Genomic DNA, 23,613 nt, shown 5'->3' with positions numbered 1-23,613 from the left:
TTTGTTGTCCAGAGTGCCACGACAAGGGGGTACTTGCTTTTGGCGGTGTGAATTACTCCTGTACTTTGTGTAACGGCAGTGGGAGGTTTTAGCTGATGAACAAAGATATGTGGATTAGCGTTGATAAGCGCTCTAGCCGATTAATTATTCGGTTTTCTCTGCCAGGCTTCAAGCGGCAATTCTTTATGGGTACTAGACTCCTAGACACTCCCTCAAATCGGGAATTAGTCAGACGCAAGCGAAATTTAATCGCCGCAGATATTGCTTTAGAAAGATTTGATCCGACACTCAACAGCTATCGGTTTCGGACTGCCCAAGAAACAGAGGCATTGACGCTTCAAAAGCTAGAAGAAGAATCTTCCTACAGCTTACAAGAACTTTGGGAGCGCTTTACTGAATTTAAGGCGAGTCAAGTTGAAAAAACCACAATTTTAGTCAAATACCAACGAATAGCTAATTACATTAGCCGATTTCCTACCCAGTCAACGGAGGATGCCGCCAAAATCCGAGATTGGGTTTTAAAAAACCTGTCCCATTATATGGCGTGGGAGACTTTAAACAGTCTTAGTCGCTGCTGCGATTGGGCAAGTGACTCAGGACTGATTTCTAATAACCCCTTTTTTAAACTCAAAATTCCTAAGCCCAAAAATAAATCCCTTGACAACGACTACAAAGCGTTCACCTTGGAGCAACGGGATTTGATTATTCAAAACTTTGAAGAACACTCCTTGTTCTGCCATTACGCCCCCTTGATAAAGTTCCTCTTTTGGACTGGGGCAAGACCTGGTGAAGCGTTTGCGTTGACTTGGGGTGATATCAGCCCTGACCGTTGCCGAATTTACATTGACAAATCGTGTAACCTTTACCGTATTCACAAGGGAACTAAAAATGGGAAGAAGCGAATATTCCCGTGTGAGAGCGGGTCAAAACTGCAAAAGTTGCTTTTGGATATTTCTCCAGTAGTCCCTCAATCTGCCAAATTGGTTTTTGTCAGTAAAACCGGCAGACCAATGACCAGTAGCATCATGTTTAGTTTTTGGAATGAATGGAAGTCAAAATCCAGTACCTTCAAATACCTGGGGCTAGTCAAAGAATTGGCAAATCAGAATCAAGTGCCCTACCTCAAACCCTACGCCACTCGTCACACCTTTGCCACATGGGCAATTAGCAGCGGCGTATCACCCGACAAAGTAGCACTGTGGATTGGGGATACTGTTGAAACGGTGCTAACGCACTACTGCCATCCAGAAATAGTCAGTGCTGAATGTCCAGACTTTTAAAATCCCTGCTACTAAAATGCTACTAAAAACGGTAGCCTAAAAGAATCATTTTCTTACGATCGCGGACGCATCATGTTACCTAAACCCAAGAAGCACTGGACACCGCAGCACTGGGCCAGTTGGAAGCCCTTTGGCATTGGCGAACAGTACCCTAACAACTACTGGGAGGTCTTTCGGGCAATTTGGCTATCTCGTGACAAACTACCATACACGTGGAATATCCTAAATAAAGGTGTATGCGATGGTTGTGCTCTGGGAACAACAGGGATGAAAGATTGGACTGTAGATGGTATTCATCTGTGCAATGTCCGGTTGCGGCTGTTGCGGATGAATACTATGCCAGCTTTTGACCCTGTGCTATTGGAGGATGTCTCGCAATTACAAAAGCAAAAAAGTGCCCAATTAAGAGACTTGGGACGACTTCCTTATCCGATGATTCGTCAACGAGGCGAAAAAGGTTTTCGCCGTGTGAGTTGGGATGAAGCTTTAGGAGTAATTAGCGATCGCATTCGCACTACTACACCAGACCGCCTCAGTTTCTATGTTACCAGTCGTGGTACTGTCAACGAAACTTATTATGCTACCCAAAAAGCTGTGCGGGCAATGGGAAGCAATAATATTGATAACGCTGCCCGCATTTGCCATTCTCCCAGTACGGCGGGACTGAAAGCTTCTCTAGGTGCTGGGGCTACCACCTGTTCTTATAAAGACTGGATTGGTACTGATTTATTAGTCTTCATTGGCTCCAATGTTGCCAATAATCAGCCTGTTACTGTTAAATATCTCCATTACGCCAAGAAAGCTGGCACTAAAATTGTAGTTATTAATACTTACCGTGAGCCAGGAATGGAGCGCTACTGGGTTCCCTCAATTGTAGAAAGTGCCGTTTTCGGTACAAAATTTGCCGAAGACTTCTTCTTAATCAACATGGGCGGGGATATAGCGTTTTTAAATGGCACTATTAAACATATAATTGCTAACAATTGGGTAGACCAGTCATTTATTAACTTACATACAGTTGGCTTTGCCGAACTTAAAACATCGTTAGAAAGCCAATCTTGGGAAGAATTAGAGCGGCTTTCTGGAACATCGTGCGAATCAATGTACGCCTTTGCCAAAATGGTCAAAGAAGCTAATAAAGCTGTATTTGTTTGGAGTATGGGTATTACCCAGCATGAATGCGGCGAAGATAATGTGCGAAGTATCATTAATCTAGCTCTCACCAAAGGTTTTGTCGGTCGGGAAGGTTGTGGTTTAATGCCAATTCGCGGTCACTCTGGGGTGCAGGGTGGTGCAGAGATGGGATGTTACGCCACAGTATTTCCTGGTGGTAAGCCAATTACCCCAGAAAATGCTGCCCAATTGAGTCAGCATTGGGGCTTTGAAGTGCCGACAAGTAAAGGTTTAATTGCTCCAGAAATGATTAACGCCGCACATCAGGGACAGTTAGATGTGTTGGTTTCTGTGGGCGGGAATTTTTTAGAAGTGCTACCAGAACCAGATTATGTGGAAGCAGCACTGAAGCAAATACCCCTGCGGGTACATATAGATATTGTTCTCTCCAGCCAAATGTTAGTGGAACCTGCTGATACTGTGGTGCTTCTACCTGCGACGACTCGTTACGAAATACCAGGAGGAGTCACAGAAACTAACACCGAACGCCGGGTAATTTTCAGTCCAGAAATTCCGGGGCCGCGGATTGGAGAAGCGCGTCCAGAGTGGGAAGTGTTTTTAGAATTGGCAAGGCGGGTAAAGCCAGATTTGGCAGATAAGCTGGCTTTTGCTGACACAGCTGCTATTCGTCAAGAAATTGCTCAAGTCGTCCCCCAATATGCTGGGATTCAACACTTACAGCAAGCTGGCGACCAGTTTCAATATGGTGGCTCGCATTTATGCTTTGGTTGGAATTTCCCGACACCCGATGGGAAAGCACACTTTGGGGTATTATTGCCACGCCAAAGAGAATTACCAGAAGGTTATTTTTTATTAGCAACCCGCCGAGGCAAACAATTTAATAGTATGGTGCAGGAACGCAAGGATGCAATTACTGGGGCGATGCGAGAGGCGGTGCTAATGAATGCTGCTGATGCTGCACAGTTAGGTTTAAAAGATAGCGATCGCGTCATTCTTAAGAATGATTTAGGTGAGTTGTTATGTCAAGTCTATATTGCGCCAATTCAGTCAGGTAACTTGCAGGTACATTGGCCAGAAGGGAATGTGCTACTCGATAAAAGTAAGCGATCGCTCGAAGGTGTACCTGATTATAATGCGATCGTGCGGTTGGAAAAAATCTAAATCCAGTCTCATTTTCGCAGTTTATTTCAACCACATCTATCGTAGGGGCACAGCATTGCTGTGCCCCTACGGTCTGATCTATTTACCTAAAAATAGCTGTAATTTTCTACTTTCAGTTATCGCCAATTCTAGAAAGCTATTGAAAATACTTGGACTTGACTAACCCATTGCTTCCACGACACTCAGCATGAAATTAATCCGTTGCTCAAACTCTAGCTTTTTGATCAATGCGACAAATTCATCCGTTTCACCAGGAAGTTGATAGTCGGAGGGCACTTGAATTATGCTTCCATCCTCCATTCCTTGTGCCAGCATAAACCAAACGTCTAATTTGGCATTGGGACTTAGAGCATTATAGCCTTGGCTGATCTCGTTAGCTGCACCATTAATAATGTCACGTTGCGCTTGCAGTTGCTCTTCTTTAGACAATTCCAGGAATTGGTCAAAGAGTGTTCTAGCAGGAACTTCTACGCTTTGAGGAGGTGCAGGCTGTAGCTGCTCTTTAAGATCCAAGTAACCGAACCAAAGTAGGGCTAGCTGAGTGTCTACATCAAAGCGTTTAAAACTTTCTAAAGCCGGTTTTGTTGCTTCATCAATTGTGTAAGTCATAAAAAACTCCAACTAAGTTACTGTGAAAATTTGTTTTCAGTACCTTTATATAACTTAACGAACAAATGGAAATCAATAACCCTACTTAGGGTAGGGATAGGATCACTACATAAGATAGATATATAGATAACTGAAATTACTAGTTACAAAGTTTACACCAACTCACCACAGAGGAACCTTTATTTGCCTTATTGCCTTGTTTCATTCACTCACCATGCAATATTATCGCCAAATTTTATCTAAACTTCTGGCTAAAAATCACCATCAACCTGACTTTCAACACTTACAGCTATTTTCAGGTAAATAGACCACGCGGTAGGGGCGCAAGGCCTTGCGCCCCTACAACAGATGTGGTTCAAATACTTGAATTCTGCTGTAAATAAGTTTTCTTTTGAATACTGAAGCCAAAACGCCCTGCACTGTATTTTAACCACAGATTCTCAATAGTGTGTCAGTGCAGGAAAAATTTTCATCTCCTTTAGCCGATCGCTTGAAAGAGTTCCTGATTATAATGCGATCGTGCGTCTGGAAAAACAAACCTAGATGTTAAAACTCAAACTACTGCTACGGTAAGTTTTTATCACCCATATCACCCGAAAACTTTCAGCCATGTCCGCCGCCAAAGATTTTGAATTCCTAAATGATGTAATATTTCCTCCAGGGGATTTATATAGTGACGAACCACCTTTGGAAAGTGAATTACATCTACGCCAAATAATTCTGCTATTACAATCTTTGGAATTGTGGTGGCGAAATCGCAATGACTTTTACGCTGCGGGTAATCTAACAATTTACTACAGTCAACGCCAGCGGAGGTCAGAAGAATTCCGGGGTCCCGATTTTTTTGTAGTGCTGGGATGTGAACGCAAAGTTCGTAAAAGTTGGGTTGTTTGGGAAGAAGACGGGAAATATCCTAACATAATTGTAGAGTTTCTCTCGGATTCTACAGCAGCAACTGACAAGGGTTTGAAAAAACAAATTTTTCAAGATATCTTTCGCACACCAGAATATTTTTGGTTCGATCCCAATAATTTAGAATTTGCTGGCTTTATCTTGATTGGCGGTACTTATGAACCGATAGAACCTAATCTTCAAGGATGGCTGTGGAGTCAGCAATTAAATTTGTACTTGGGTGTTTATGAACATAAATTGCGCTATTTCACTGCGGAAGGAAATCTAATTCCCACACCTGAAGAAGCCGTTGAACAAGAACGACAACGTGCTGAACAAGAACGACAACGCGCTGAACAAGAACGACAACGTGCTGAACGCCTAGCAGCAAAATTGCGAGAACTGAACATTGACCCAGAAAATTTATCGTAAATTAAAGGGTTTAAAACTTCTACGTCTATACGTAGGGCCGAGTCGGAGCCACTCCGCCTCCGATCAGTTTTATTCAGGGTTTAAATAAGAGTCTGAAAATGTCTTTAATGCGTGAATTTTAAATTTTGAATTATTAAAATGCCAGCCCTACAAGCATAATTACAAATTAGGATCATTTATTCTCGACAACCTCTAGACCTGTTTTAGCTACTGATTTAATATCAACATTCTGATTGTTTAGCAGCACTACTATAGTAGTTTTTTCATTGGGTAAATATGCAAGCAATGTTACGAAGCCATAAGCTGTACCACTATGCCCAATTGCCTTTGCTAAAGGAGATGAAAATCGTTCTACACCCAAGCCATAACTATAACCTGCGCCATTATCTTTAAATTTCAACATTTCTTTCATCATCTTTGAGGAAAGTAAGGTTTTTTTGACAAATAACGCTTTGGCGAACTTGGCTAAATCTTCTGCTGTTGAAACTAATCCCCCATCTCCCAAACCATTACCATCATTGACTTGGGCGTAGCTATCTAGCTTACCATCCTTATTGCGATCGCCATAACCTGTAGCGACTTCTCCAATTATCGGTTCGCGCAATTCCGTGAAGGTATGTTTTAATCCCAATGGTTTTAAAATCTGACTGCGGATTGCTTGGGCGAGAGTTCCCCTAGTGATGTTTTCAACAATCAGTTCCAAAAGAATATAGTTGCAATCAGTATAAATAAATTTTTCTCCAGGATTTGCCTGTGGTTCTTCTTGATACATATACCGAATAGCTTCTCTGGCTGTCCAAGGCTGTGAGCGACTTCTTTTCGCTGTAGCTTGAATAAACTCTTTTGTATCTAAGTATTCAGCAACACCACTGGTGTGGTTGAGGAGTTGACGAACTGTAATTTTTTCGCTGTTGACAATATGAGGAGTTATGTCTCTTGGTAAGTAGGTTGCGATCGCCCGATCTAATCCTATCTTTCCTTGTTCCACTAATTTCAGCACAACCACCGCCATAAAAGTTTTACTCATACTGGCAATAGAAAAGCCATCTGTGGGTTTCATCCTGGTTTTAGTTGACAAGTTACTCACACCAGATGCTCCCAGCCAAGAACCTTTAGGTGTAGTAATATACATGACTGCACCAGGAATTTTCTGTTCTACAATTATCTCATTTAAAAGCTTCTGTAGTTGAGCACTTTTTCCGACGGTGGAGGTAGATATCACTTGTTTAGCAAGAGATTTTTCAATTACTCTCTGACTAATGTTATTAGCCACTAAATATCCTGTAAAACCAAGGGAAATCACAAAGACTATCGCAAATAAAATTTTGCTGAAAGCCAAAAGTTTTAGGTTCATTTTACTTCCTAAACAGAAACACAGCCGATCTAGCTCAACTGCACAAAGTAATTGGTGAGCATCAACCTGACATCTGACATATAAATAGCATTACTTTGTTTCCAGATTAGTATCAAAATTTAAATTTACCAACTTGCACAAATATGAGAATGCCAACTAAAAGCAAAACCAAAGCCACTGTTTGGGTAGTGGAAAAAGGTCAAGTACGGTCTCGTTTAGATCATCTTACTACTGAGGAACCTTTGGAAATTCGTCTTGTTCCTTTCCAGAAGACGGTAGCTGTAACAATGCGGACACCAGGGGCAGATTTTGAACTAGCTGCTGGCTTCCTCTACAGTGAAGGAGTCGTTAATAGCAGGGAAGATATTCGACGTATCAGCTACTGCGTAGATGAATTAGTAGATGGTGAGCAGCGCCATAATATTGTAAATGTGGAACTGCGGGATGGGTTGATTCCAGACTTACAGCCTTTGGAGCGCCATTTCTACACAAGTAGCGCCTGTGGGGTGTGTGGTAAAGCTAGCCTTGAGGCTTTGCGTCTGCGGGGATGTCCAGTAATTTCTTCTGGCCCAACGGTAACACCTGAGATCGTATACAGCCTACCAGATAAACTCCGGGCTGCTCAAGGTATTTTCACTGCTACAGGGGGTTTGCACGCTGCGGCTATCTTTGATGCTCAAGGACAAATGTTAAACCTGTGGGAGGATGTTGGGCGACACAATGCTTTGGATAAATTGATTGGTACAGCTTTGCTCAGTGATGAATTACCTTTAAATAATTGTATTGTTCTGGTTAGCGGACGCTCAAGTTTTGAGATTTTGCAAAAGTCTACAACTGCTGGAGTTCCCATTGTCTGTTCTGTTTCTGCTCCCAGTAGTTTGGCGGTATCTGTTGCCAAGGAATTCGGGATTACCTTAATTGGATTCCTGCGCGGAGAACGATTCAATATTTACACTGGTTTGCAAAGAATAAACGCTGCTTAAGAACACTTTCGTAGTGGTGTGGCAAGGCTAAATTGTTGCAAAGAAGCGTGAGGTACACCCGTAGGGGCACGGCACTGCCGTGCCCCTACACCCCACGATATAATGTTGTACCGCATCTGAATGGGAACCGCTAGTATGGGCAATAATTTAAAATATTAAGATTAGCTAGATTTACAATCATACTTTGTATGGTAGTTCTGCACACACTTTCAGATTTCATCGACTGCGATTTTGCGATCGGCGACTCATCTTGTAGCTATTGGTACGAAGGGCGTTGTCCGCAAAATGGCGTAGGCGTAGCCCGTCGTAGACATCGCCTAAAATTACCCCGCACTTCAATGTCCGAAGCGATCGCCCACGGACTAATACAATATCTTGCCAACAATGACTGTTATTCTCGTGAAGGGAAGATGTATGGAATACTATTGGTTGAACTGCCTAATGGCGAACAACGAGTACTAAAAGCCTTTTCCGGTCTTTTGAATGGTTGCAGTGTGGTTGAGGGCTGGGTGCCGCCAATTCCCGGACGAGACGAAGTTGCTTTCGAGGAAGCCCGCACTTTGGCTGAGTTGGACGCAATTAAGCAAGAAATTATTACCTTGAAGCAACTGACCGAACGCCAGCAGTATGAAATTCTGTTTAATGACTTTGAGCAGCAGTTGCAAGCAATGAGCGATCGCCATCGCTATTGCAAACATCAGCGACAGGAAAAACGTCAGCAAATCTGCAATATACTCTCTTCCGAAGCACTCACGATTGCCCTTGAACAACTCGACGAAGAGAGTCGTCAGCAGGGAATTGAGCGACGACAACTTAAACGCCAGCAAAATGCCGTATTACAGCCCCTCCAGCAGGTAATTACAGCGACGGATGCGCGAATTAGCGAACTGAAACAACAGCGTAAAGCACTTTCTTGTCAATTGCAAGCTCAGATGCACGCTAGCTACAGCCTGACTAATTTTTCCGGGCGATCGCAATCACTGCAAGAATTGATGCCAGGAGGTTTGCCCACTGGCACAGGAGACTGTTGTGCCCCAAAGCTGCTGCATTATGCGGCAACACATAATCTCAAACCCCTAGCAATGGCAGAATTTTGGTGGGGTACGTCTTCCGCAAATCAGAATAAAATTCCGGGAGAGTTTTATGGAGCGTGTGCCGAGCGATGTCAGCCATTGATGGGGTTTTTGCTCTCAGGCTTGAAACCTCCCTTGCCAGCTAGGCAAAAGGCAGTAAGAAGCCCTTCCTGCCCTGATAGGGGAAGGGTTTGGGGAGAGATCATACCAATTATTTATGAAGATGAATGGCTGATTGCTGTAAACAAACCTGCTGGATTACTTTCAGTACCCGGTCGTTATCGCGATCGCCAAGATAGTGTCTTGAGTCGCTTACGCCATCTATTACCTGATGGCATGGCACTTCTATCTGTGCATCGCCTAGATCAGGAAACTTCCGGGATTTTGTTGTTGGCGCGCGATCGCCAAACTCATCGGCAACTCAGCCAACAGTTTCAGCAACGCCAGGTTCACAAGGTTTATGAAGCCATACTTTCCGGTGCTGTGACAGTTGAGCAAGGTAAAATTGACTTGCCACTGTGGGGAGATCCTGAAAATCGCCCTTATCAAAAAGTTGATTGGCAGTATGGTAAACCTAGCTTGACACACTTCCAGGTAATGGAAAGAGAAGGGGACTACACCCGCGTAGAATTTACGCCACTAACAGGACGCACTCATCAGTTGAGGGTTCATGCAGCTGATGCGCGAGGACTTGGGATAACTATTTTAGGCGATCGCCTTTATGGATGCCGTGCAGTTACCAGTCGTTTACATCTGCACGCCAGAGAACTTCGCTTCAAGCATCCGCAGTTAGAAAAAACCTTGCATTTACAAGCAATTACGCCCTTTTGACCACGATACCCCCCATCAACCCAAATCTGTATCAATCTTGCCATGCGATGCCTACGGCGGGCTACGCCTACGCGCATAGAGTCGAGTTTAACCAAAACTTTTTTTGCACCTGCTTGTTCGCTTACACTTGCAGCCGTGATGACGACAACTATGAGTAAACCCAGTGTATCGACAAGTATATGGCGTTTACGCCCCTTCGTTTTTGGTAAAGCAGGTGTTTATTACTATAAGATTGCCAGAGCAGAAGATGACCGCCCAGTTGAGGCGAATCGGGTTCGTAAGTCCAAGATAAACAATTTGTTGCGATAATATCGCATCTGAAGAAGGCGAAAGATAGCAACTATCCTTCTAAGTTGTGGACAAGGTTAATCATGCTTATTATGAGCGAGAAGACTGTACAAATAATCAATCCGTTTCCAAGCGATCGCAGCTTGCGGTGGAGAACAACTCAATCCATTTTTGGATCATTTATTTCCTTGGATTACTCTAAAGCCAATTCCCCACTAAAACATAGGGTGCCCAATAAAATGGATGTTCTTTATCCTTCAAAACAAACTCTTGAGCGCGACGTAGGGCTTCTGCTTTACTTAAATTGGCATCTTGTGTTAATTGTCGATAGAATTCACTCATTAGAACGGAGGTAGATTTATCGTCTACTTGCCACAGTGAGGCCAGGGTACTGCGTGCGCCGGAACGCACAGCAACACCAGCGAGTCCCAAAGCAGCACGCTTATCTCCAGTCGCTGTTTCACAAGCACTGAGAACAAGTAATTCAATTGGAGGTGGTACGCGATTGGAGCGCCCTACCACTTGTTCTCTAGTTTGCAGTATTTCACGCAATAGTTTAATATTAATCTTGCGATTCCAAGTAAGAATATATGTATCTTCAACTTTAGAACTGAATTTGCCGTGAGTTGCTAGGTGAACCACAGGAAAAGAAACTGAACTGACCTCCTGTCCAATGTTGGTGTCAGTAAAAGCTTGGTTTATAAGTTGTTTAGAAGGAATAATAGACTTTATTTGCTGCAATTCGATGGCGACATTTGATAAGGAACTAAAGCCGAGGCGAGACTCTGTTAATCCGGCGATTAATGCTTCCAATCGTCTGCGTTTTTGTTTGGGTGCTAGCAGTTGCAAACCGGGCAAGAGGGCAACGCTGTATTTTTCTATCAAATACTGTTTACCGTCATAAAGCGCAGCCATTGGGATATTCCGCAACGAACCATCCATCACAAAGACTAGATTTTTGACATTATTTTGCTCTAAGTCTGCAATGGCAGGTTTGATAATCCAGTTATATACTTCTTGAGAAAGCTCTTCGCGATCGCGAAATGTATAGCGTTGTTCTAGTTTTTGTCGCAGTGCTTCTAAAGTATTTTCTACTTCAACTTTGGGTTTATAAGTCGTGAAATGCCGTAATTCGTCAGAATGCGGTAATTTGACAATTATTTCGAGGCTGTCTGGTAAGATAATTGAGTAAAAAACTGCTGTCACTGGATTAGCATTGTTCACCACTTCGTCAATCGGCGTTGGCTGGATGGTAATACAAGTATCTTGGAAAAAGTTGTCTAATTCAGCCAATTGTAAAGCTTCAATCACATCGCGAGCTTGCTTTAAATTTTTCTGGCTGACTTGTTTGGTTACTGCTTTGTCAGTCGAGGTTTGGTCTGATTGTAAAAGTAATCCTACCAATTGACGATATACTGGTTCTACTTCATCTCGAAAGTCAAATTGAATGTCGGGATTAAGAGCTACCAAATCACCGCGTAAAGTATGAAGAGTTTCCACTGCTGTGGTGTAAGCTGCTACTGCTCTTTCTGAATCTCCCTGTACCAAAAGCAGGCGTCCGAGTTGCCATTCCCACTGATAAGCAATATCCGGTGCATTTATCATCTGAGCAAGATTTAAAGCTGACTCGGTATATCTCTGTGCGTTTGGCAATTGTTTTTTCATCTCGTAAAATTGAGCCAGATAACCTAGACTATAAGACTCGGCTCGTTGGTCTTTGATGTCTTTGGCTTGTTGCACAGCAGTGTTTAATAGCTCGACAATTTCTTCGGGATTTTGAATTTTAGCTTGTTCCCTGGCTGCTGCTTGGAAATCCTGATTTTGGGTTGGGGAATTGAAAATTTCTCTTGTTGTCTGCTTCTGTGCCTTTTCAAGACAAACCAAACTCTGGACAAAATTTATTCTGGCGTATACTGCGGCTCGACTGGGGGTTAAATTGGAGAATGCAGATTTAATTGCTCCAAGATATTCGCTCGTCGGTTGTTGCCCAAGAAACTGCAATACACTCAAGCGATTGAGTTGTGCTTGTACAGTAGTAATGGGGGAACTTGACTTATTAGCGATTTCATCATAGTAATCAGATGCTTTTTTGAAGTATTTGGTATCCTCTGTTTGGGCGATCGCTGTTTGTCCACACCGCGACGGGAGAAAATTATCCTCAGTAGTGCTTTCTTTGATGAGATTTTTCTTGCCCCTTGCGAATGCGAGATTGCCTAAACTAAGTAAAGTTGCACTTTCTTCTTGTGGCGATCGCAACTGTTGCGCTACTGCCAAACTTTGCTCCAGTATTTTCTCAGGATCTTCTATATCTCCACTAATATCTCCACTAGCTAGCAGCGAATTTCCAAAACTTCGCAATCCAGCAGCTTTTAAAAGCGAGTTTGGCATGGAAAGGAGATTTTTTTCTACCTGCTCAAATATTTTCATCGTGCGGTGGTAAAGCCCCAAAGATTGGAAAGCCGTAGCCTGGTTAATTAAAGTACCAATATTACCAGCACTATCACCAATTTCAGTATAGGTTTTAGCCGCCTTTTGCCATGATTGCAAAGCATTTTCAACTTGCCCCAGTACTAATTGTAAATTGCCTTGAGTGTTGAGAACCAGAGCGAGAATGTGTTTTGCGTTACTAGTACTTAAATTTGCTTGCTTTAATAAATTAAGACTAGTTGTAATTGCCACACTTGCTTGGTTCAAATGTCCCAGTTTTTCCTCAGTTAAAGAAAGGAAATTTAACGCCAAAGCTTGGTTGAGTGCGTCATTTTGGGACTGATAAACCTGTGCAGCCTGCTGAAAAGTTTGCGCTGCAAAGGCAAATTGTCCTGATTGGTATAAAGTCTTGCCCTTTTGCATCAGTTGTTCTATGCTTTCAGGCACTTCGGTATGGGATATAGAAGCATTGCTAATTGGCTGACTCGATTGGATGGAAACTTTCTCAATAACTGGGACAATAGAAGCAGCCGATAGCAGATGAACACTAAAGCTGAAGGTCAATCCCAGCAAAGCTAACAGGATAATTTGCCACTTGCGAAATACACCCTTTTTTCTAGCCGTGTTCCAAAAATTAGGTCTTGCCATTCCAATCCCTTGCTAAACAATCATCATTGTTTCATACCACGTACCCATTAATTGGCAATTGGTGACTGACATCCAGATGATGAACTTCCTACTTTGTGTGGTGTTGCTGTGGGAGCGTAAGCTGTAAGAATCACTTCCCCATTCTGATTAATTATCCACCCTTGCGCTTCCACAATTTGAGTAGGGCGTGAGGAATTATTCTCTCCCTTTATCCCCACAAGGGACTGCAAGTTCCCCTTATCTTTTTCTCCCTCTCTTCCCTTTGGTACAGCAGTGAGTCGCCAATCTTCCCATACCGCATCACTATTAAGTGTGTTGTTGGGAGAGGGGGGTAAACCACCACTTCCGGTATAAGTGAAGCTACTTTTAGCGGTTCTGGCGCAGACATTATCGTCTACTAAACGGGCGACATCAACCACATCTGTTGTTAAAGAAACTAATCCTTTACTAGGGTCTGTATCAAAGGTATTGATTTGTATATTTCCGCCCAAGTCAGGACTTGCTCCTGTTGCAGTAATGCTACTTATTAGCGGAAATGATGTTGTTGGAGATTGAAAACCAAAGATTTGAGCTACATTAATTGTGACATTTCCACCACGAAAGTTTTCCGAATCAGCACGAATATTACTATTTTCATCTTCAACCGCAACAACAAAGGCATTTTTGCCATCGATTGTAATATTACCACCAGTAATATTGTTTCCAGAAGCTTTAGTAGTGATTTCACTATTACGACGCATTATTAATAAATCTCTTGGATTTAGATTTATATTGCCTTGTCCGGCGATGGTGTCGGCTGAAATTTTGCCTCGGTTGTCAAGACTAATCAAATTAGCATTTACCGTTAAGTTGCCTGCGGCTCCATTTCCCTGACTGCTGCTAGATAGTTCGGCGCCATTGGTAATAAAAAGCGACCTAGTTGTAACATCAACATCACCTCCATTGCCCACAGCATTTTCTGCTACCTTACTCTCAATCGTACTTGGCAATCCATTAGCACTTGCTCCATCAATAGATACCATATCTTGGGCAGTAAGATTTATTTTTCCGGCATTCCCTTCTCCCTCTGTGCCTGCACTCAAGCTCGCACCATTTCGTAAAAAAAGTGAGCCTGTATTAATGTTAATATCATTTGCCGCACCTGTTCCTTGAGGTAACACAAGACTATAAGCACCACTTCTCTTATTGTTACTGCTTACACCATCAAATAAAACGAAATCAGTCGCATTGATATTGACACTACCAGCATTTCCATTACCATTTGTACTAGTAGCCAAGCGGGCACCATCAGTGACTTTCAACGATCTAGCAGTGATATTTACATTGCCTCCATTGCTATTTGGTTGAATGGTCGCAACTTCGCTGTAAATGCCTCCTGGAAAACCTTCTTTGTTGACTCCACTTAAATTAACGGCATTAGCGGCGTTAATAGTTACACTGCCAGAATTTCCTTGTCCTAGAGTACTTGCTGCTAAAAAGGAACCATCACTCAGGGTTAAAGAATCCGCTGTAATATCTATATTGCCCCCCTTGCCATTTGCACCTAATTGTACTCTGGTATAAGCTCCTCCCTCAGTTAGAAAAGACACATTATCTCGTGCTTTAATATCAATATAACCGCCGTCTCCCTGTCCATAAGTATCAGCCTGGAGCGAGGAACCACTGGCAACTGAGAGTGAACCTGTGGTAATGCTGATATTACCTGCTTTACCCTTTATTTGCTCTCCTAACAGGCTTTTTAGAGAACTTCCATCTGATAAAGAGACGGTATCGCGGGCATCAATGATGATATCACCTGCATTTCCTTGTTTGCTGTAGCTTTCTGCTGTTAATTTGGCTTGGTTGGTGAGCTGAAGCGAACCTGTAGAGATTTTTACTATACCTGCGTTGCCTAATCCTTCGCCATATCCTTCCAAACCTACGCTGCTAGCAGCATAACTGTTACTACCATCAAATCGAACCGAATCGGTAGCATCAATTATTACATTACCTGCGTTGCCTTCACCGAAAGTACCTGCTGTTAAAAATGATCCATCAGTAACCGAAACTGACCTTGCTTGGATTGAAAGGTCATTTCCATTTCCTTTGCCGCCTCCTTGGACTGTGGTAACCGCTCTACTATTATTTGCAAAGGATACATTATCGCGAGCCTGTATTTTCACACTGCCCGCATTTCCTTTTGCAATTGTACTGGCATCAAGAATTGAATTATTGGTCAGTGTGAGTGAACCCGTGTTGATTTTTATGATACCGCCATTACCTTCTCCTTTTTCAACTCGGCTGAAGGCAAAGGATCTATTATAAAAATCAACGGTATTACGAGCATCAATTGTTAAATTGCCAGAATCTCCCGTACCTAAAGTACTAACATTTAATTGAGAGTCGTTACCAACTAACACAGAATCAGCTTGAATCTGCAAATCTCCACTTTTTCCTACACCTGTAGATTCTAAAGTAGTCGAGCCAAAACTTCCATCTAGAAAAGAGACTTCTTTGCGAGCATTTATATTGATATTGCCGGCATTAGCTGGTTGACCCAAGGGACGATCGCCCAAGGAACGAGTGTAAATTCCAGATCCCTCCTTTACGGATAATAAGCCAGTAGTAATATTAATATCACCAGCATTCCCGATACCATTCGGTCGAATCTGATTTCTAATTTCGCTTTGCTCTTCTATTTTAATTGCTTCCGTGGCGCCAAGAGTAATATTTCCTGCTTTTGCAGTTGCTGAACCCAAACTTCCCTCGATACCACCATTGAGTGAACTTCCTTTTAATAAATCTATGTTGCGTGCGTTGATTGCAATACTACCACCACTACCATAAGCAACATTAGCGATCGCTCCATTATTTAAAACTACATCACTTCGTGATAATTCAGGTACTTGAGTACTAAAAATGTTGCCATCAATAGCAAGATTTATACTTCCTGGAGCAGATAATCCTGCTAATTCGATTCGTCCACCATAAGCATTTAATTGTCCGTGATCCATCGTCACATTACCACCGATTAGTAATAAGCTTTTACCATCAGGAACTCGCAAACCAAATGTTTCAAAATTCGCTAAATGAAGACCAGCAGCTGCAACTGAGTAATTTTCAATTGCTCCTGTAGGGATTTGGTTGTATAAAAAAGCTGAAGGGTTAATCGTCAGTAACGGTGAAGGTGCTTCTGGATTTGTAGCACTGAAGCTGCCTAGACTACCGAATTGTAAAGCGTTGGCTGTTGTAGCAGCAAAAGAACCACCAATACTTAAGCTGCCAGTTGGTCCAAATACAATTCCATTCGGATTAATTAAAAACAGATTTGCAATACCGTTTGCCTGAATTTTGCCATTGATATCAGAACGTTGGCGACCCGTGACTCGACTAATAATATTTTGAACGTCTAAGGCGTTGTTAAAAAAAGCTGTACCGTTGATGGGTACAGAGAATTCTGAAAAACTGTGGAAAAGATTGCTTCCGGTTTGCGTTCCACCCTCAATAATTGTGGTGTTGCCATTTAATTTGACATTAGAATTATTCGGCAGAGTAGCATCCGGCGTAATTTGGGCAATAGCGCAATTAGCAGAGAGTATTATTGCACCAGCGAACTGACAAGTTAGAGCTTGCGCGATCAGCGAAGCGCAGCGCGGGTAAGTGCTCGCAATTCCTAACCCTCTGAAGCACTCAAAACTCATATATTTTCTCAAAATTGTATCCCTCTAAAAAAGTAGAAAAAGTTTTTGCAGATATCCAATGCCCGATGCCCATGTTAGAGAGTACAACAAGGTGCGATCGCTTCGGTAGAAATATCTTCCAACCCCACAGACTCCAACAAATCTTTCCAATCAGTCGCCAAGGCTGCATCTTGGCTTTTGCGGGCGCGAAGTTCTCCTAAAATAGTTAGAGCATCTTGCCAAATACCTGCTTGAGCATAAAGGGCTACTTGTTGAATTGGGGTTGCTGTCTGTAAGCGACGTGTTAATTCATCTTTTAGGACAATGCGTTGCACTAACCCTTCAACTGCTATATCTTCTGAGCGGCTTTGGGGGTTACAATCAATCAAAAAGTACCAGTGATAATATTGTCCAATTTCTAGGGGTTTCTCTGTTGTCGGAACACTAATCCTAATCACTCCTGGTGTGTTGGATAAAGTAATAGGAATTGGTTCTTTGGTGAGAGAGTTCTTTTTTTCATCCAGTAAGACAAATTTCACCGAGTTGATATTCTTGGGTAAATAGGGAACGTAAAACCAAAAAGTTGGATGTTTATCTGTGGTTAAGCTTAAAACATATTGTGTAGTATCTGTGCCTGTTGTTACTTGCTTCTGATTTGCGGTTTTTGATACTAAAGGTACTAAGGCGATGAGAGGTTTGTTCGGAACTGAGCTAACTGGGCAATCACCGCGAGTTCCTGCACCTCTTCTGTCTCTTGGTGCGCCCCGATTTTCTGGTTGTCTATCTAAGATTGGCTGAACAAAATGTATTTTTGTAGTGTTTGATTGCTGAGATTGTGCTGATAATTGCGTAATATTAACTAATAAAAAAGTTGCACTCAATAAGAATGCTTTTAGTGGTGAAAGAAAGTTGATTTTAGTCATGATTAAATTTTCAATTATTTACAGTTATTTTTTTAGGAATAATTTTTCGCATTTTTTACACTGATTCCGGTGATTACTAATCCTAGTGCAGAGGGAAGAAATGGCATCCAACCTCCATATAGCAAGAGAATAAAACAGCAACTGTAGAGGATGAGTAATTCAGCACTGATGAGAATAGCAAATTTTAATAGTGACCGACTGTATACAGCTAATATTCCGGCTACCAAAGACGTACCGCAAATCCCCAGGATTTCACCCCATGCAGGTAAAACCCACAGCAGCGAACGCTTGTCTAAAACAGCACTTAGAATTTGACTAACCATATCTGCCTGAAGCAGTACCCCTGGAATTTCCTGGTAGGGGGTAGTTGCCATACTGTAGGGTGTAAGAAAATAGTCTTTAGCGCCTTGTGAGTCAACGCCAATCAAAACAATCTTATCTTTTACCCAGTTGGGGTTGAATTGAGCGTTCAGGACTTGTGCTACACTGACTTGTTTTGCAACCTCCCGCGAAGAGCGGTAATTAAGTAGTATTTGATGTCCTTTGGCGTCAAATTGTTGATAACCACCTGTAGGAACATCTATGGGTTTAAAGACTATCTTGCCAAGCTGTAAGTAGCCTTCGTCAGTAATATGAAGTTGGATGCCTTGTTTAGCTAGATATTGTCGTGCAAGTTGGAAGTTGAGGGAGTACGGCGACTTGCAATTTGATTGCGGTTCTGGTGTTATAGATAGTAAATTACGACGGATTATCAAATCGCTATCAAATACAACATCACTAAAACCTATGCGGTTAGGTGGAATTTCTGGTGGTGGTGAAATTCCAACTGCTTGTTGTTTGCTACCGCTAACTTGACAGATAGCAATAAAATTGTTGTTTGTTCGCAAATGATTTGCTAAATCTGAATATTGAGAACCTACCGGAAAATCTCGATAAATATCCAAACCAATAGCTCTTGGTTTGTAAAGTGACAATTTTTGTAATAGTTCTTGTAGTGTACTGTCTGATAGTGATGATTTTTGTCTTTGTTTTTGAGCCTGAATATCTGCTTCTGTGACAGTAATCACTAAAAGACGTTCATCTGCACCTTCGTCAGGTCGCATCCGCATCATTGAGTCGAAAGCTGACAGTTCCCATTGTTGCATGAAGCCGAGCGATCGCACTCCCGTAATTAGGCCAGTGATCAAGACACTGACTAAAAATGCGATTTTAAAATTCCGCGCTGTCAATTTAGGGAAACCAATTGTGTTACTTTGACCGCATAATTCTTGCCAAGTGAGAGTCTCTTCCGCTATATTTTGACAAATCACAGGTAGCCAAGAAGCACCAGGAAATTCCTCTTCCAAACCCTGTAATCTTGAACGTGCATAACGCACCGCTAAATAGAAAGATTGACCTTCAGAAAAAGCTCCCAAGAAATGTTTCACAAACTCTTGTGCTATAAAATCCGGTATTTCTTCCCGCATGACAATAACTTGATTAATTTGCAAATCAGTTAACTGTCGCGCTAATCCCAAACCATCACAAGAATTGAAAATAGCTATTTTTAAACCGCGTGAAATTGCGTATATCAACGCATTTTTTAACTCGTTTATTGTTAAGCTACTAGTTTTATTTATATGTATATGACCCCGATCATCTTGGCTCTGACTGTGACCTGCAAAAAACAGTATATCCCAGCCTTGTTCGTCCCAAAGCCATTTATCTAATTCCTGACGTGAAGGCTCTACTAAAAATACTATTGATGCATTTGGTAATTGTTCTAAAATATTTCTATCTTGCTGAATATTAATTCCTTTACTATTACCCAAAATTGCCAATATTCTAACTTTATTTGTTTTCTGTTTGGGTAATGGTATTACTCGCTCATATTTTGGAGTACTGACAGCAACTTCGCATAATTGGTAATGCTCGATAAAATTCCACAAATGCCAAGGTAGCCGTTGTAGAAGATAATCGCTTGCTTCAATAATAACTTGAAATTCTTCATCTAAAGCCAATTTTTCTCGTAATTTTTGATCGATTGGGCGAAATAAATCAGAGTTTAGCCAAGAATTGATTTCTTCATATAACTGTTCTTGAACTTCACTAAAATCTACTTCACTAACGTTATTTAAACCTGTTGAGTCTACTTCGAGTCCCGAACGATTCACAAATCGTTTATGAAGTGCTTGATATATTAATTGAAAACGTTTATAGAGTTCAGCAATTTTTGGTGCAGGAGGTAAACTACCTATAAATTTTATCGGACGAGAGTTATTCTTTTCCCACAATTGTGCAGTTACAGGAAAAAAGCCATCGTTTAAGTTACCTTTTTCTAAGCTGATAACAATTAACTTACTCATCTGGAATTAAATTATAAGATAGCTATGATTCACAGGCATAATGCATACCGATTTCATGTATATTATAAGTGTTTTTCTGTTGACTCATGACTTGAAAATACTCATTAGCTAATCCAGGTTTGCTTAAACACTTATAATATCTGTAGGTTATTAGGTTGAGGAACGAAAGAAACCCAATGCAAGTTTAAAGTTCATGTTGGGTTTCACAAGGTTCAACCTAACTTGTCCTGTATTGATAAATTTTATTATAAGTAATTACCCAAATTTGATTTTATTTCAAATCGAAAAATTTTCTATCATCAGGAAATTATCAAGAGTTAGTTGGATAGAAAAACTGGTTCCGCTTAAACCTTTAAACCGGTTAAGTTGAATGTAGCAATCTAAACTTCTTGATTCAATTTGTTGTAAAATATTTCCCGATTCTAAAAGCATAATTTTGAGATTGGGTGGCAAATATTTATTATTACCAGTGGGATGAACTTGTACGATGATAGCAGTTTTTTTGTCTTCTTCCTGCGAGAGAGCAAGCATCAATGCTAAAGATTGTCCTCCTAATTGTACCCCTAAATCAATTAATTTGACTCCATTTACACCTGTTTTACTAGTTGCAGAAAAACTTCTGAACTCAAATGCTAAATTTCCTAGCTGTGAATTTAAAACTTCGTCAATAGGTTGCCATCCTGCTGCAAACAGCTTCTCAAACCATTGACTAAGGTTAATCTGAATCAATGAGGAGTCTACAGAGACGCTATTCATCGATTCTATGCTTGATGACAAGTATTTCTTAGCAGTGGATACAGTATTTTTTTCTTTACCTAAACGTTGATTATACAGTTGTTGTCGCCACTGCTCATTGGAAATTAATGCCGCCCATTGAACAAATGGTATATCCAAATGTACCCTGGGAGAATAAATAGAAGTATCACTTAATGTCTGCAATAAGTTTTCAGCTTTTGCTACTGACAAAATTACTTCAGGTGGTACTTCTTCTCGCCAACGCAGTCCTAGTGTAGCAAAAAGTAAGGTGAAATTTTCAGTTAACTGTTCGATAGGTAAAGAATAAGTGCGATCGCTTGAATTATATTTGCCTTGGTTTTTCAATTGACGATGGGTAGCAAATCCGCATACTCGTATCCAACAATCATCATCGTCATCCAAATTTACCTGCACTGGTATATAATAGTCAGCCGCCCAACTATTAATATCTACCCATTCTTGCGGTACGCACAATTCTTCTATATCTATTGTTTCAGTCGGCACTAATACTATCTTGGTTTCACCCACCTTAATTGCTGTACCATTTACTATCTCTAAGATACTAGGTAAATTTTCTTCACTAGGAAATACCTCTACGCGTAACCTGGCTTCTTGTAAGGATGATTGAAACCAAGTGAGTAAGCGACTCAAGCAGATGCGATTAAGATAAGCATTGTAAATTGCGATCGCATTTGAGTGATGTTGAGAAAGCTGCCATACTTTTTCTTGTTCGGCTGTCTCTACCTGCAACCAAATATGCTTAGTGTCAATATTTACGAAATCTGATAAACTCAACATAATTTTCCTCCTCCCTAATAAATTTAATACAACTGATTTTGAGTATATATTTCCACTAGAAAAATCTTTTCTTCTAGTTTTAATTCTTTATTTCCTGATTTAGCTTCCTTTTTCAACACTACTTTTAGGAGAGATTTGTAGTAATTAATTAACCACTTTTCTAAATATTCTTTAATCCAAATGTTTATTTCCTGCATCAATTTTTCTTGTAAGTGATTTCTTGTTTTAGTAAGTCTTGTAGCTATTTCATTCAAGCTAATACCTAACTGAGAAGCAATTTTTATTTCATCCATTTGCTCTCCATAATAAAGTTGCAAAATCTCACGTTCTTCATTTACTAATTTTTTGATGGCTGACACCAAAACTGCTTGAATCAAATCTGAGTGTACTGGTGCATGATACTCGCTTTCTAACCATCGTCTTACATACCCTTTAACCCATTGTTGTGGTTGGGAAATTCTAGCTATAGCTTCTAATAGTTTGATTGTAGATTTAGTTAGATAACGAGAAATTGTACTTTGATTCATTCCCAATCTATCTGCTAGCTGTTTTTGATTGAGTCCAAACCCATAATAGAGAAGTAAAATTTTCCGTTCATCCAGTTTCATGGATTGAAGTTGCTCAGATAAAATTGAATTAGCTTGATTCGCCAAAAATCCTTGTTCTCTTGTATTTTCACTGCTTGATATCTTTTCCCATTCGATTTCCGGAGCTTGTAATTCTGATTTAACTTCAAATTCACCTTGGAAGGCATCAAGTGAAAATTTCGGTAGAATTGATATCGGATAACTTTTTAAAGCTTTGATGCAAATCTCCATCCAATCTTGAATTTGTTTTGCAGTTACCTTAGTTGAGTTAGCAAATACTTCATGGGGTGCAGTTGGTAATCCCTTTTCTACGTTATAACATTGAGCAGATTTTGAAAAATCTTCTTCGTCAGGAGCTATCCATTTTTTACCTGTGTTTCTGGTGGTATTTTTAATCTTGTTGATTAAATAAACTTGTTTAAAGTATTTTCTAGCAAAAATAATTAATGAAATTTCTGGTTCGATGATTCCCAATGCTTTTAGTGCTTCTATGAGTTCTTTATCACTCTTCTTATATAACAATCTCCACCGCGAAAATCTATGAACTTCTGCCGAATATTTAATATGGTTTATTAAAATGTTAGTTAAATATGTATCTATATTCGCACTTTTAGAATTATATTTAACTAAAATTTCTTTCAATTTTAGTGGGTTGTAAACTAGCAATCTAGCAATACATAGATATTCTTCCCAAGAATTTACGTTACGGTCTTTACATAAGTCTTTGGCAGCCCAATAGCATTTTTCTTCAAAATAACTTGCTAAATGTTCATAGGCAAGTTGTGTTTTATTGCTTGGCTCCCAATCTGCTATTAATTGTGATTCATCAAATGCTACTTTTCGCCAAAAATTTGCGATGTCTATTCCTTTATCCTGGTGGCGAAATAAATTAGAAAACTCTGGATGCTTGTCTTCATATAATTTCAAATTACGTTGCAGAGAAGGTTGATGTTTCCATTGCAATGCTAATTGATTATTTTCGTTACATATCACAATATAGGTAGAAAATTTGTTAAGATTACTCCTCCGCTTTGGTAGTACGGGAATACTATCATGTTTAGTAAAATTAAGCACCATAATTTTTTCTCCCTACTAGATAACAAAATGAGGTTTACAATCTATGCAAGGGGAGCAACGCGATTTGGTGAAGTGCTAAAACCAAGAACGGAAATAGGCTATTTCGGGATGCGATTACCTCCGTTACGCTACGCGTAGACGTAGCCAGCGTAGGCATCGCAACAAAAAAACTTGGTTCTATTGAGAATTTACCGATCTAATTGATAATTTAATCCCAATTTTACCAAATCGCGTTGCTCCCAGCAATATGCAAGTATCAAATACACTGCATTGTTTTATATGATTTTAGCTTTACTGAACTTATTGGGAACAAAGCAAGTTAATTATGCAGGCTGTAGGCATTATAAAAACTTGAGG

General features: G+C 40.7%; 15 protein-coding genes and 1 pseudogene. 6 read left to right on the top strand and 10 right to left on the bottom strand.

Going from position 1 to position 23,613, the window contains the following annotated elements:
* The first annotated feature begins 95 nt into the window (after positions 1 to 95).
* Positions 96 to 1,280, top strand: coding sequence for a site-specific integrase (locus NLP_RS15250; RefSeq protein ID WP_104907120.1), 1,185 nt, complete (start codon positions 96 to 98; stop codon positions 1,278 to 1,280).
* Between the two features lie 72 nt (positions 1,281 to 1,352).
* The gene (locus NLP_RS15245) at positions 1,353 to 3,575 is read left to right on the top strand and encodes an FdhF/YdeP family oxidoreductase (RefSeq protein WP_104907119.1); all 2,223 of its coding nucleotides are present in this window, start codon (positions 1,353 to 1,355) and stop codon (positions 3,573 to 3,575) included.
* Positions 3,576 to 3,734: 159 nt separating this feature from the next.
* Here NLP_RS15245 and NLP_RS15240 read toward each other — a convergent pair whose 3' ends face one another.
* Both NLP_RS15240 and NLP_RS36105 read right to left on the bottom strand, forming a co-directional pair.
* Positions 3,735 to 4,184, bottom strand: coding sequence for an orange carotenoid protein N-terminal domain-containing protein (locus NLP_RS15240; protein ID WP_104907118.1), 450 nt, complete (start codon positions 4,182 to 4,184; stop codon positions 3,735 to 3,737).
* Positions 4,185 to 4,539: 355 nt separating this feature from the next.
* The gene (locus tag NLP_RS36105; protein ID WP_199784864.1) at positions 4,540 to 4,629 is read right to left on the bottom strand and encodes a GUN4 domain-containing protein; all 90 of its coding nucleotides are present in this window, start codon (positions 4,627 to 4,629) and stop codon (positions 4,540 to 4,542) included.
* Between the two features lie 164 nt (positions 4,630 to 4,793).
* Between NLP_RS36105 and NLP_RS15230 the strand changes: the two genes are divergently transcribed.
* Entirely contained in the window at positions 4,794 to 5,507 is a 714-nt protein-coding gene (locus tag NLP_RS15230) for a Uma2 family endonuclease (RefSeq protein WP_104907117.1), read from the top strand.
* Positions 5,508 to 5,679: 172 nt separating this feature from the next.
* Here the strand turns inward: NLP_RS15230 and NLP_RS15225 are convergent, their stop codons facing one another.
* A complete protein-coding gene (locus tag NLP_RS15225; protein WP_104907116.1) occupies positions 5,680 to 6,861 on the bottom strand; it encodes a serine hydrolase domain-containing protein in 1,182 nt (393 codons plus the stop codon).
* A 143-nt stretch (positions 6,862 to 7,004) separates the two neighbouring features.
* On the opposite strand from NLP_RS15225, the gene fdhD reads away from it, so the two are divergent.
* Both fdhD and NLP_RS15215 read left to right on the top strand, forming a co-directional pair.
* Positions 7,005 to 7,844 (top strand): formate dehydrogenase accessory sulfurtransferase FdhD, encoded by an 840-nt coding sequence (fdhD, locus tag NLP_RS15220; protein ID WP_104907115.1) that lies wholly within the window; start codon positions 7,005 to 7,007, stop codon positions 7,842 to 7,844.
* 188 nt (positions 7,845 to 8,032) lie between these two features.
* Positions 8,033 to 9,748, top strand: coding sequence for an RluA family pseudouridine synthase (locus NLP_RS15215; protein ID WP_104907114.1), 1,716 nt, complete (start codon positions 8,033 to 8,035; stop codon positions 9,746 to 9,748).
* Here the strand turns inward: NLP_RS15215 and NLP_RS34955 are convergent.
* Positions 9,745 to 9,948 (bottom strand): annotated as a pseudogene (locus tag NLP_RS34955) (transposase); the annotation flags it as partial. The gene NLP_RS15215 and the pseudogene NLP_RS34955 sit on opposite strands and share 4 nt — an antisense overlap.
* On the opposite strand from NLP_RS34955, the gene NLP_RS33210 reads away from it, so the two are divergent.
* Entirely contained in the window at positions 9,899 to 10,057 is a 159-nt protein-coding gene (locus tag NLP_RS33210) for a hypothetical protein (RefSeq protein ID WP_158680394.1), read from the top strand. The pseudogene NLP_RS34955 and the gene NLP_RS33210 sit on opposite strands and share 50 nt — an antisense overlap.
* Positions 10,058 to 10,234: 177 nt before the next feature.
* Here the strand turns inward: NLP_RS33210 and NLP_RS15200 are convergent, their stop codons facing one another.
* The 6 genes from NLP_RS15200 to NLP_RS15175 form a co-directional block, all read right to left on the bottom strand.
* Positions 10,235 to 13,111: a CHAT domain-containing protein gene (locus tag NLP_RS15200; RefSeq protein ID WP_104907113.1), complete on the bottom strand. Its 2,877-nt coding sequence runs from the start codon at positions 13,109 to 13,111 to the stop codon at positions 10,235 to 10,237.
* Between the two features lie 47 nt (positions 13,112 to 13,158).
* Positions 13,159 to 16,791 carry a two-partner secretion domain-containing protein gene (locus NLP_RS15195; protein ID WP_104907112.1) on the bottom strand — a complete coding sequence of 1,211 codons (3,633 nt, stop codon included), beginning with the start codon at positions 16,789 to 16,791 and terminating at the stop codon, positions 13,159 to 13,161.
* Between the two features lie 74 nt (positions 16,792 to 16,865).
* Positions 16,866 to 17,693 carry a DUF928 domain-containing protein gene (locus tag NLP_RS15190; RefSeq protein ID WP_104907111.1) on the bottom strand — a complete coding sequence of 276 codons (828 nt, stop codon included), beginning with the start codon at positions 17,691 to 17,693 and terminating at the stop codon, positions 16,866 to 16,868.
* A gap of 32 nt (positions 17,694 to 17,725) precedes the next feature.
* Entirely contained in the window at positions 17,726 to 20,038 is a 2,313-nt protein-coding gene (locus NLP_RS15185) for a CHASE2 domain-containing protein (RefSeq protein WP_104907110.1), read from the bottom strand.
* A 276-nt stretch (positions 20,039 to 20,314) separates the two neighbouring features.
* Positions 20,315 to 21,592, bottom strand: a complete 1,278-nt coding sequence (locus NLP_RS15180; RefSeq protein WP_104907109.1) for a DUF1822 family protein — start codon at positions 21,590 to 21,592, stop codon at positions 20,315 to 20,317.
* A gap of 23 nt (positions 21,593 to 21,615) precedes the next feature.
* A complete protein-coding gene (locus NLP_RS15175) occupies positions 21,616 to 23,256 on the bottom strand; it encodes a sigma-70 family RNA polymerase sigma factor (protein ID WP_104907108.1) in 1,641 nt (546 codons plus the stop codon).
* Between the last annotated feature and the right edge of the window lie 357 nt (positions 23,257 to 23,613).

Origin of the sequence: Nostoc sp. 'Lobaria pulmonaria (5183) cyanobiont', from assembly GCF_002949795.1 — a bacterium.
GTDB lineage: Bacteria > Cyanobacteriota > Cyanobacteriia > Cyanobacteriales > Nostocaceae > Nostoc.
This window is presented reverse-complemented; position numbering and strand designations above follow the sequence as displayed.

Bases quoted from the DNA above. Each gene is read 5' to 3' on its own strand.
- NLP_RS15190 (WP_104907111.1), bottom strand. From the start codon at position 17,693: ATGACTAAAATCAACTTTCTTTCACCACTAAAAGCATTCTTATTGAGT.
- NLP_RS15195 (WP_104907112.1), bottom strand. From the start codon at position 16,791: ATGAGTTTTGAGTGCTTCAGAGGGTTAGGAATTGCGAGCACTTACCCG.
- NLP_RS15230 (WP_104907117.1), top strand. From the start codon at position 4,794: ATGTCCGCCGCCAAAGATTTTGAATTCCTAAATGATGTAATATTTCCT.
- NLP_RS15245 (WP_104907119.1), top strand. From the start codon at position 1,353: ATGTTACCTAAACCCAAGAAGCACTGGACACCGCAGCACTGGGCCAGT.
- NLP_RS15215 (WP_104907114.1), top strand. From the start codon at position 8,033: ATGGTAGTTCTGCACACACTTTCAGATTTCATCGACTGCGATTTTGCG.
- NLP_RS15175 (WP_104907108.1), bottom strand. From the start codon at position 23,256: ATGGTGCTTAATTTTACTAAACATGATAGTATTCCCGTACTACCAAAG.
- NLP_RS15240 (WP_104907118.1), bottom strand. From the start codon at position 4,184: ATGACTTACACAATTGATGAAGCAACAAAACCGGCTTTAGAAAGTTTT.
- NLP_RS15200 (WP_104907113.1), bottom strand. From the start codon at position 13,111: ATGGCAAGACCTAATTTTTGGAACACGGCTAGAAAAAAGGGTGTATTT.
- fdhD (WP_104907115.1), top strand. From the start codon at position 7,005: ATGAGAATGCCAACTAAAAGCAAAACCAAAGCCACTGTTTGGGTAGTG.
- NLP_RS15185 (WP_104907110.1), bottom strand. From the start codon at position 20,038: ATGAGTAAGTTAATTGTTATCAGCTTAGAAAAAGGTAACTTAAACGAT.
- NLP_RS15250 (WP_104907120.1), top strand. From the start codon at position 96: ATGAACAAAGATATGTGGATTAGCGTTGATAAGCGCTCTAGCCGATTA.
- NLP_RS33210 (WP_158680394.1), top strand. From the start codon at position 9,899: ATGAGTAAACCCAGTGTATCGACAAGTATATGGCGTTTACGCCCCTTC.
- NLP_RS15225 (WP_104907116.1), bottom strand. From the start codon at position 6,861: ATGAACCTAAAACTTTTGGCTTTCAGCAAAATTTTATTTGCGATAGTC.
- NLP_RS15180 (WP_104907109.1), bottom strand. From the start codon at position 21,592: ATGTTGAGTTTATCAGATTTCGTAAATATTGACACTAAGCATATTTGG.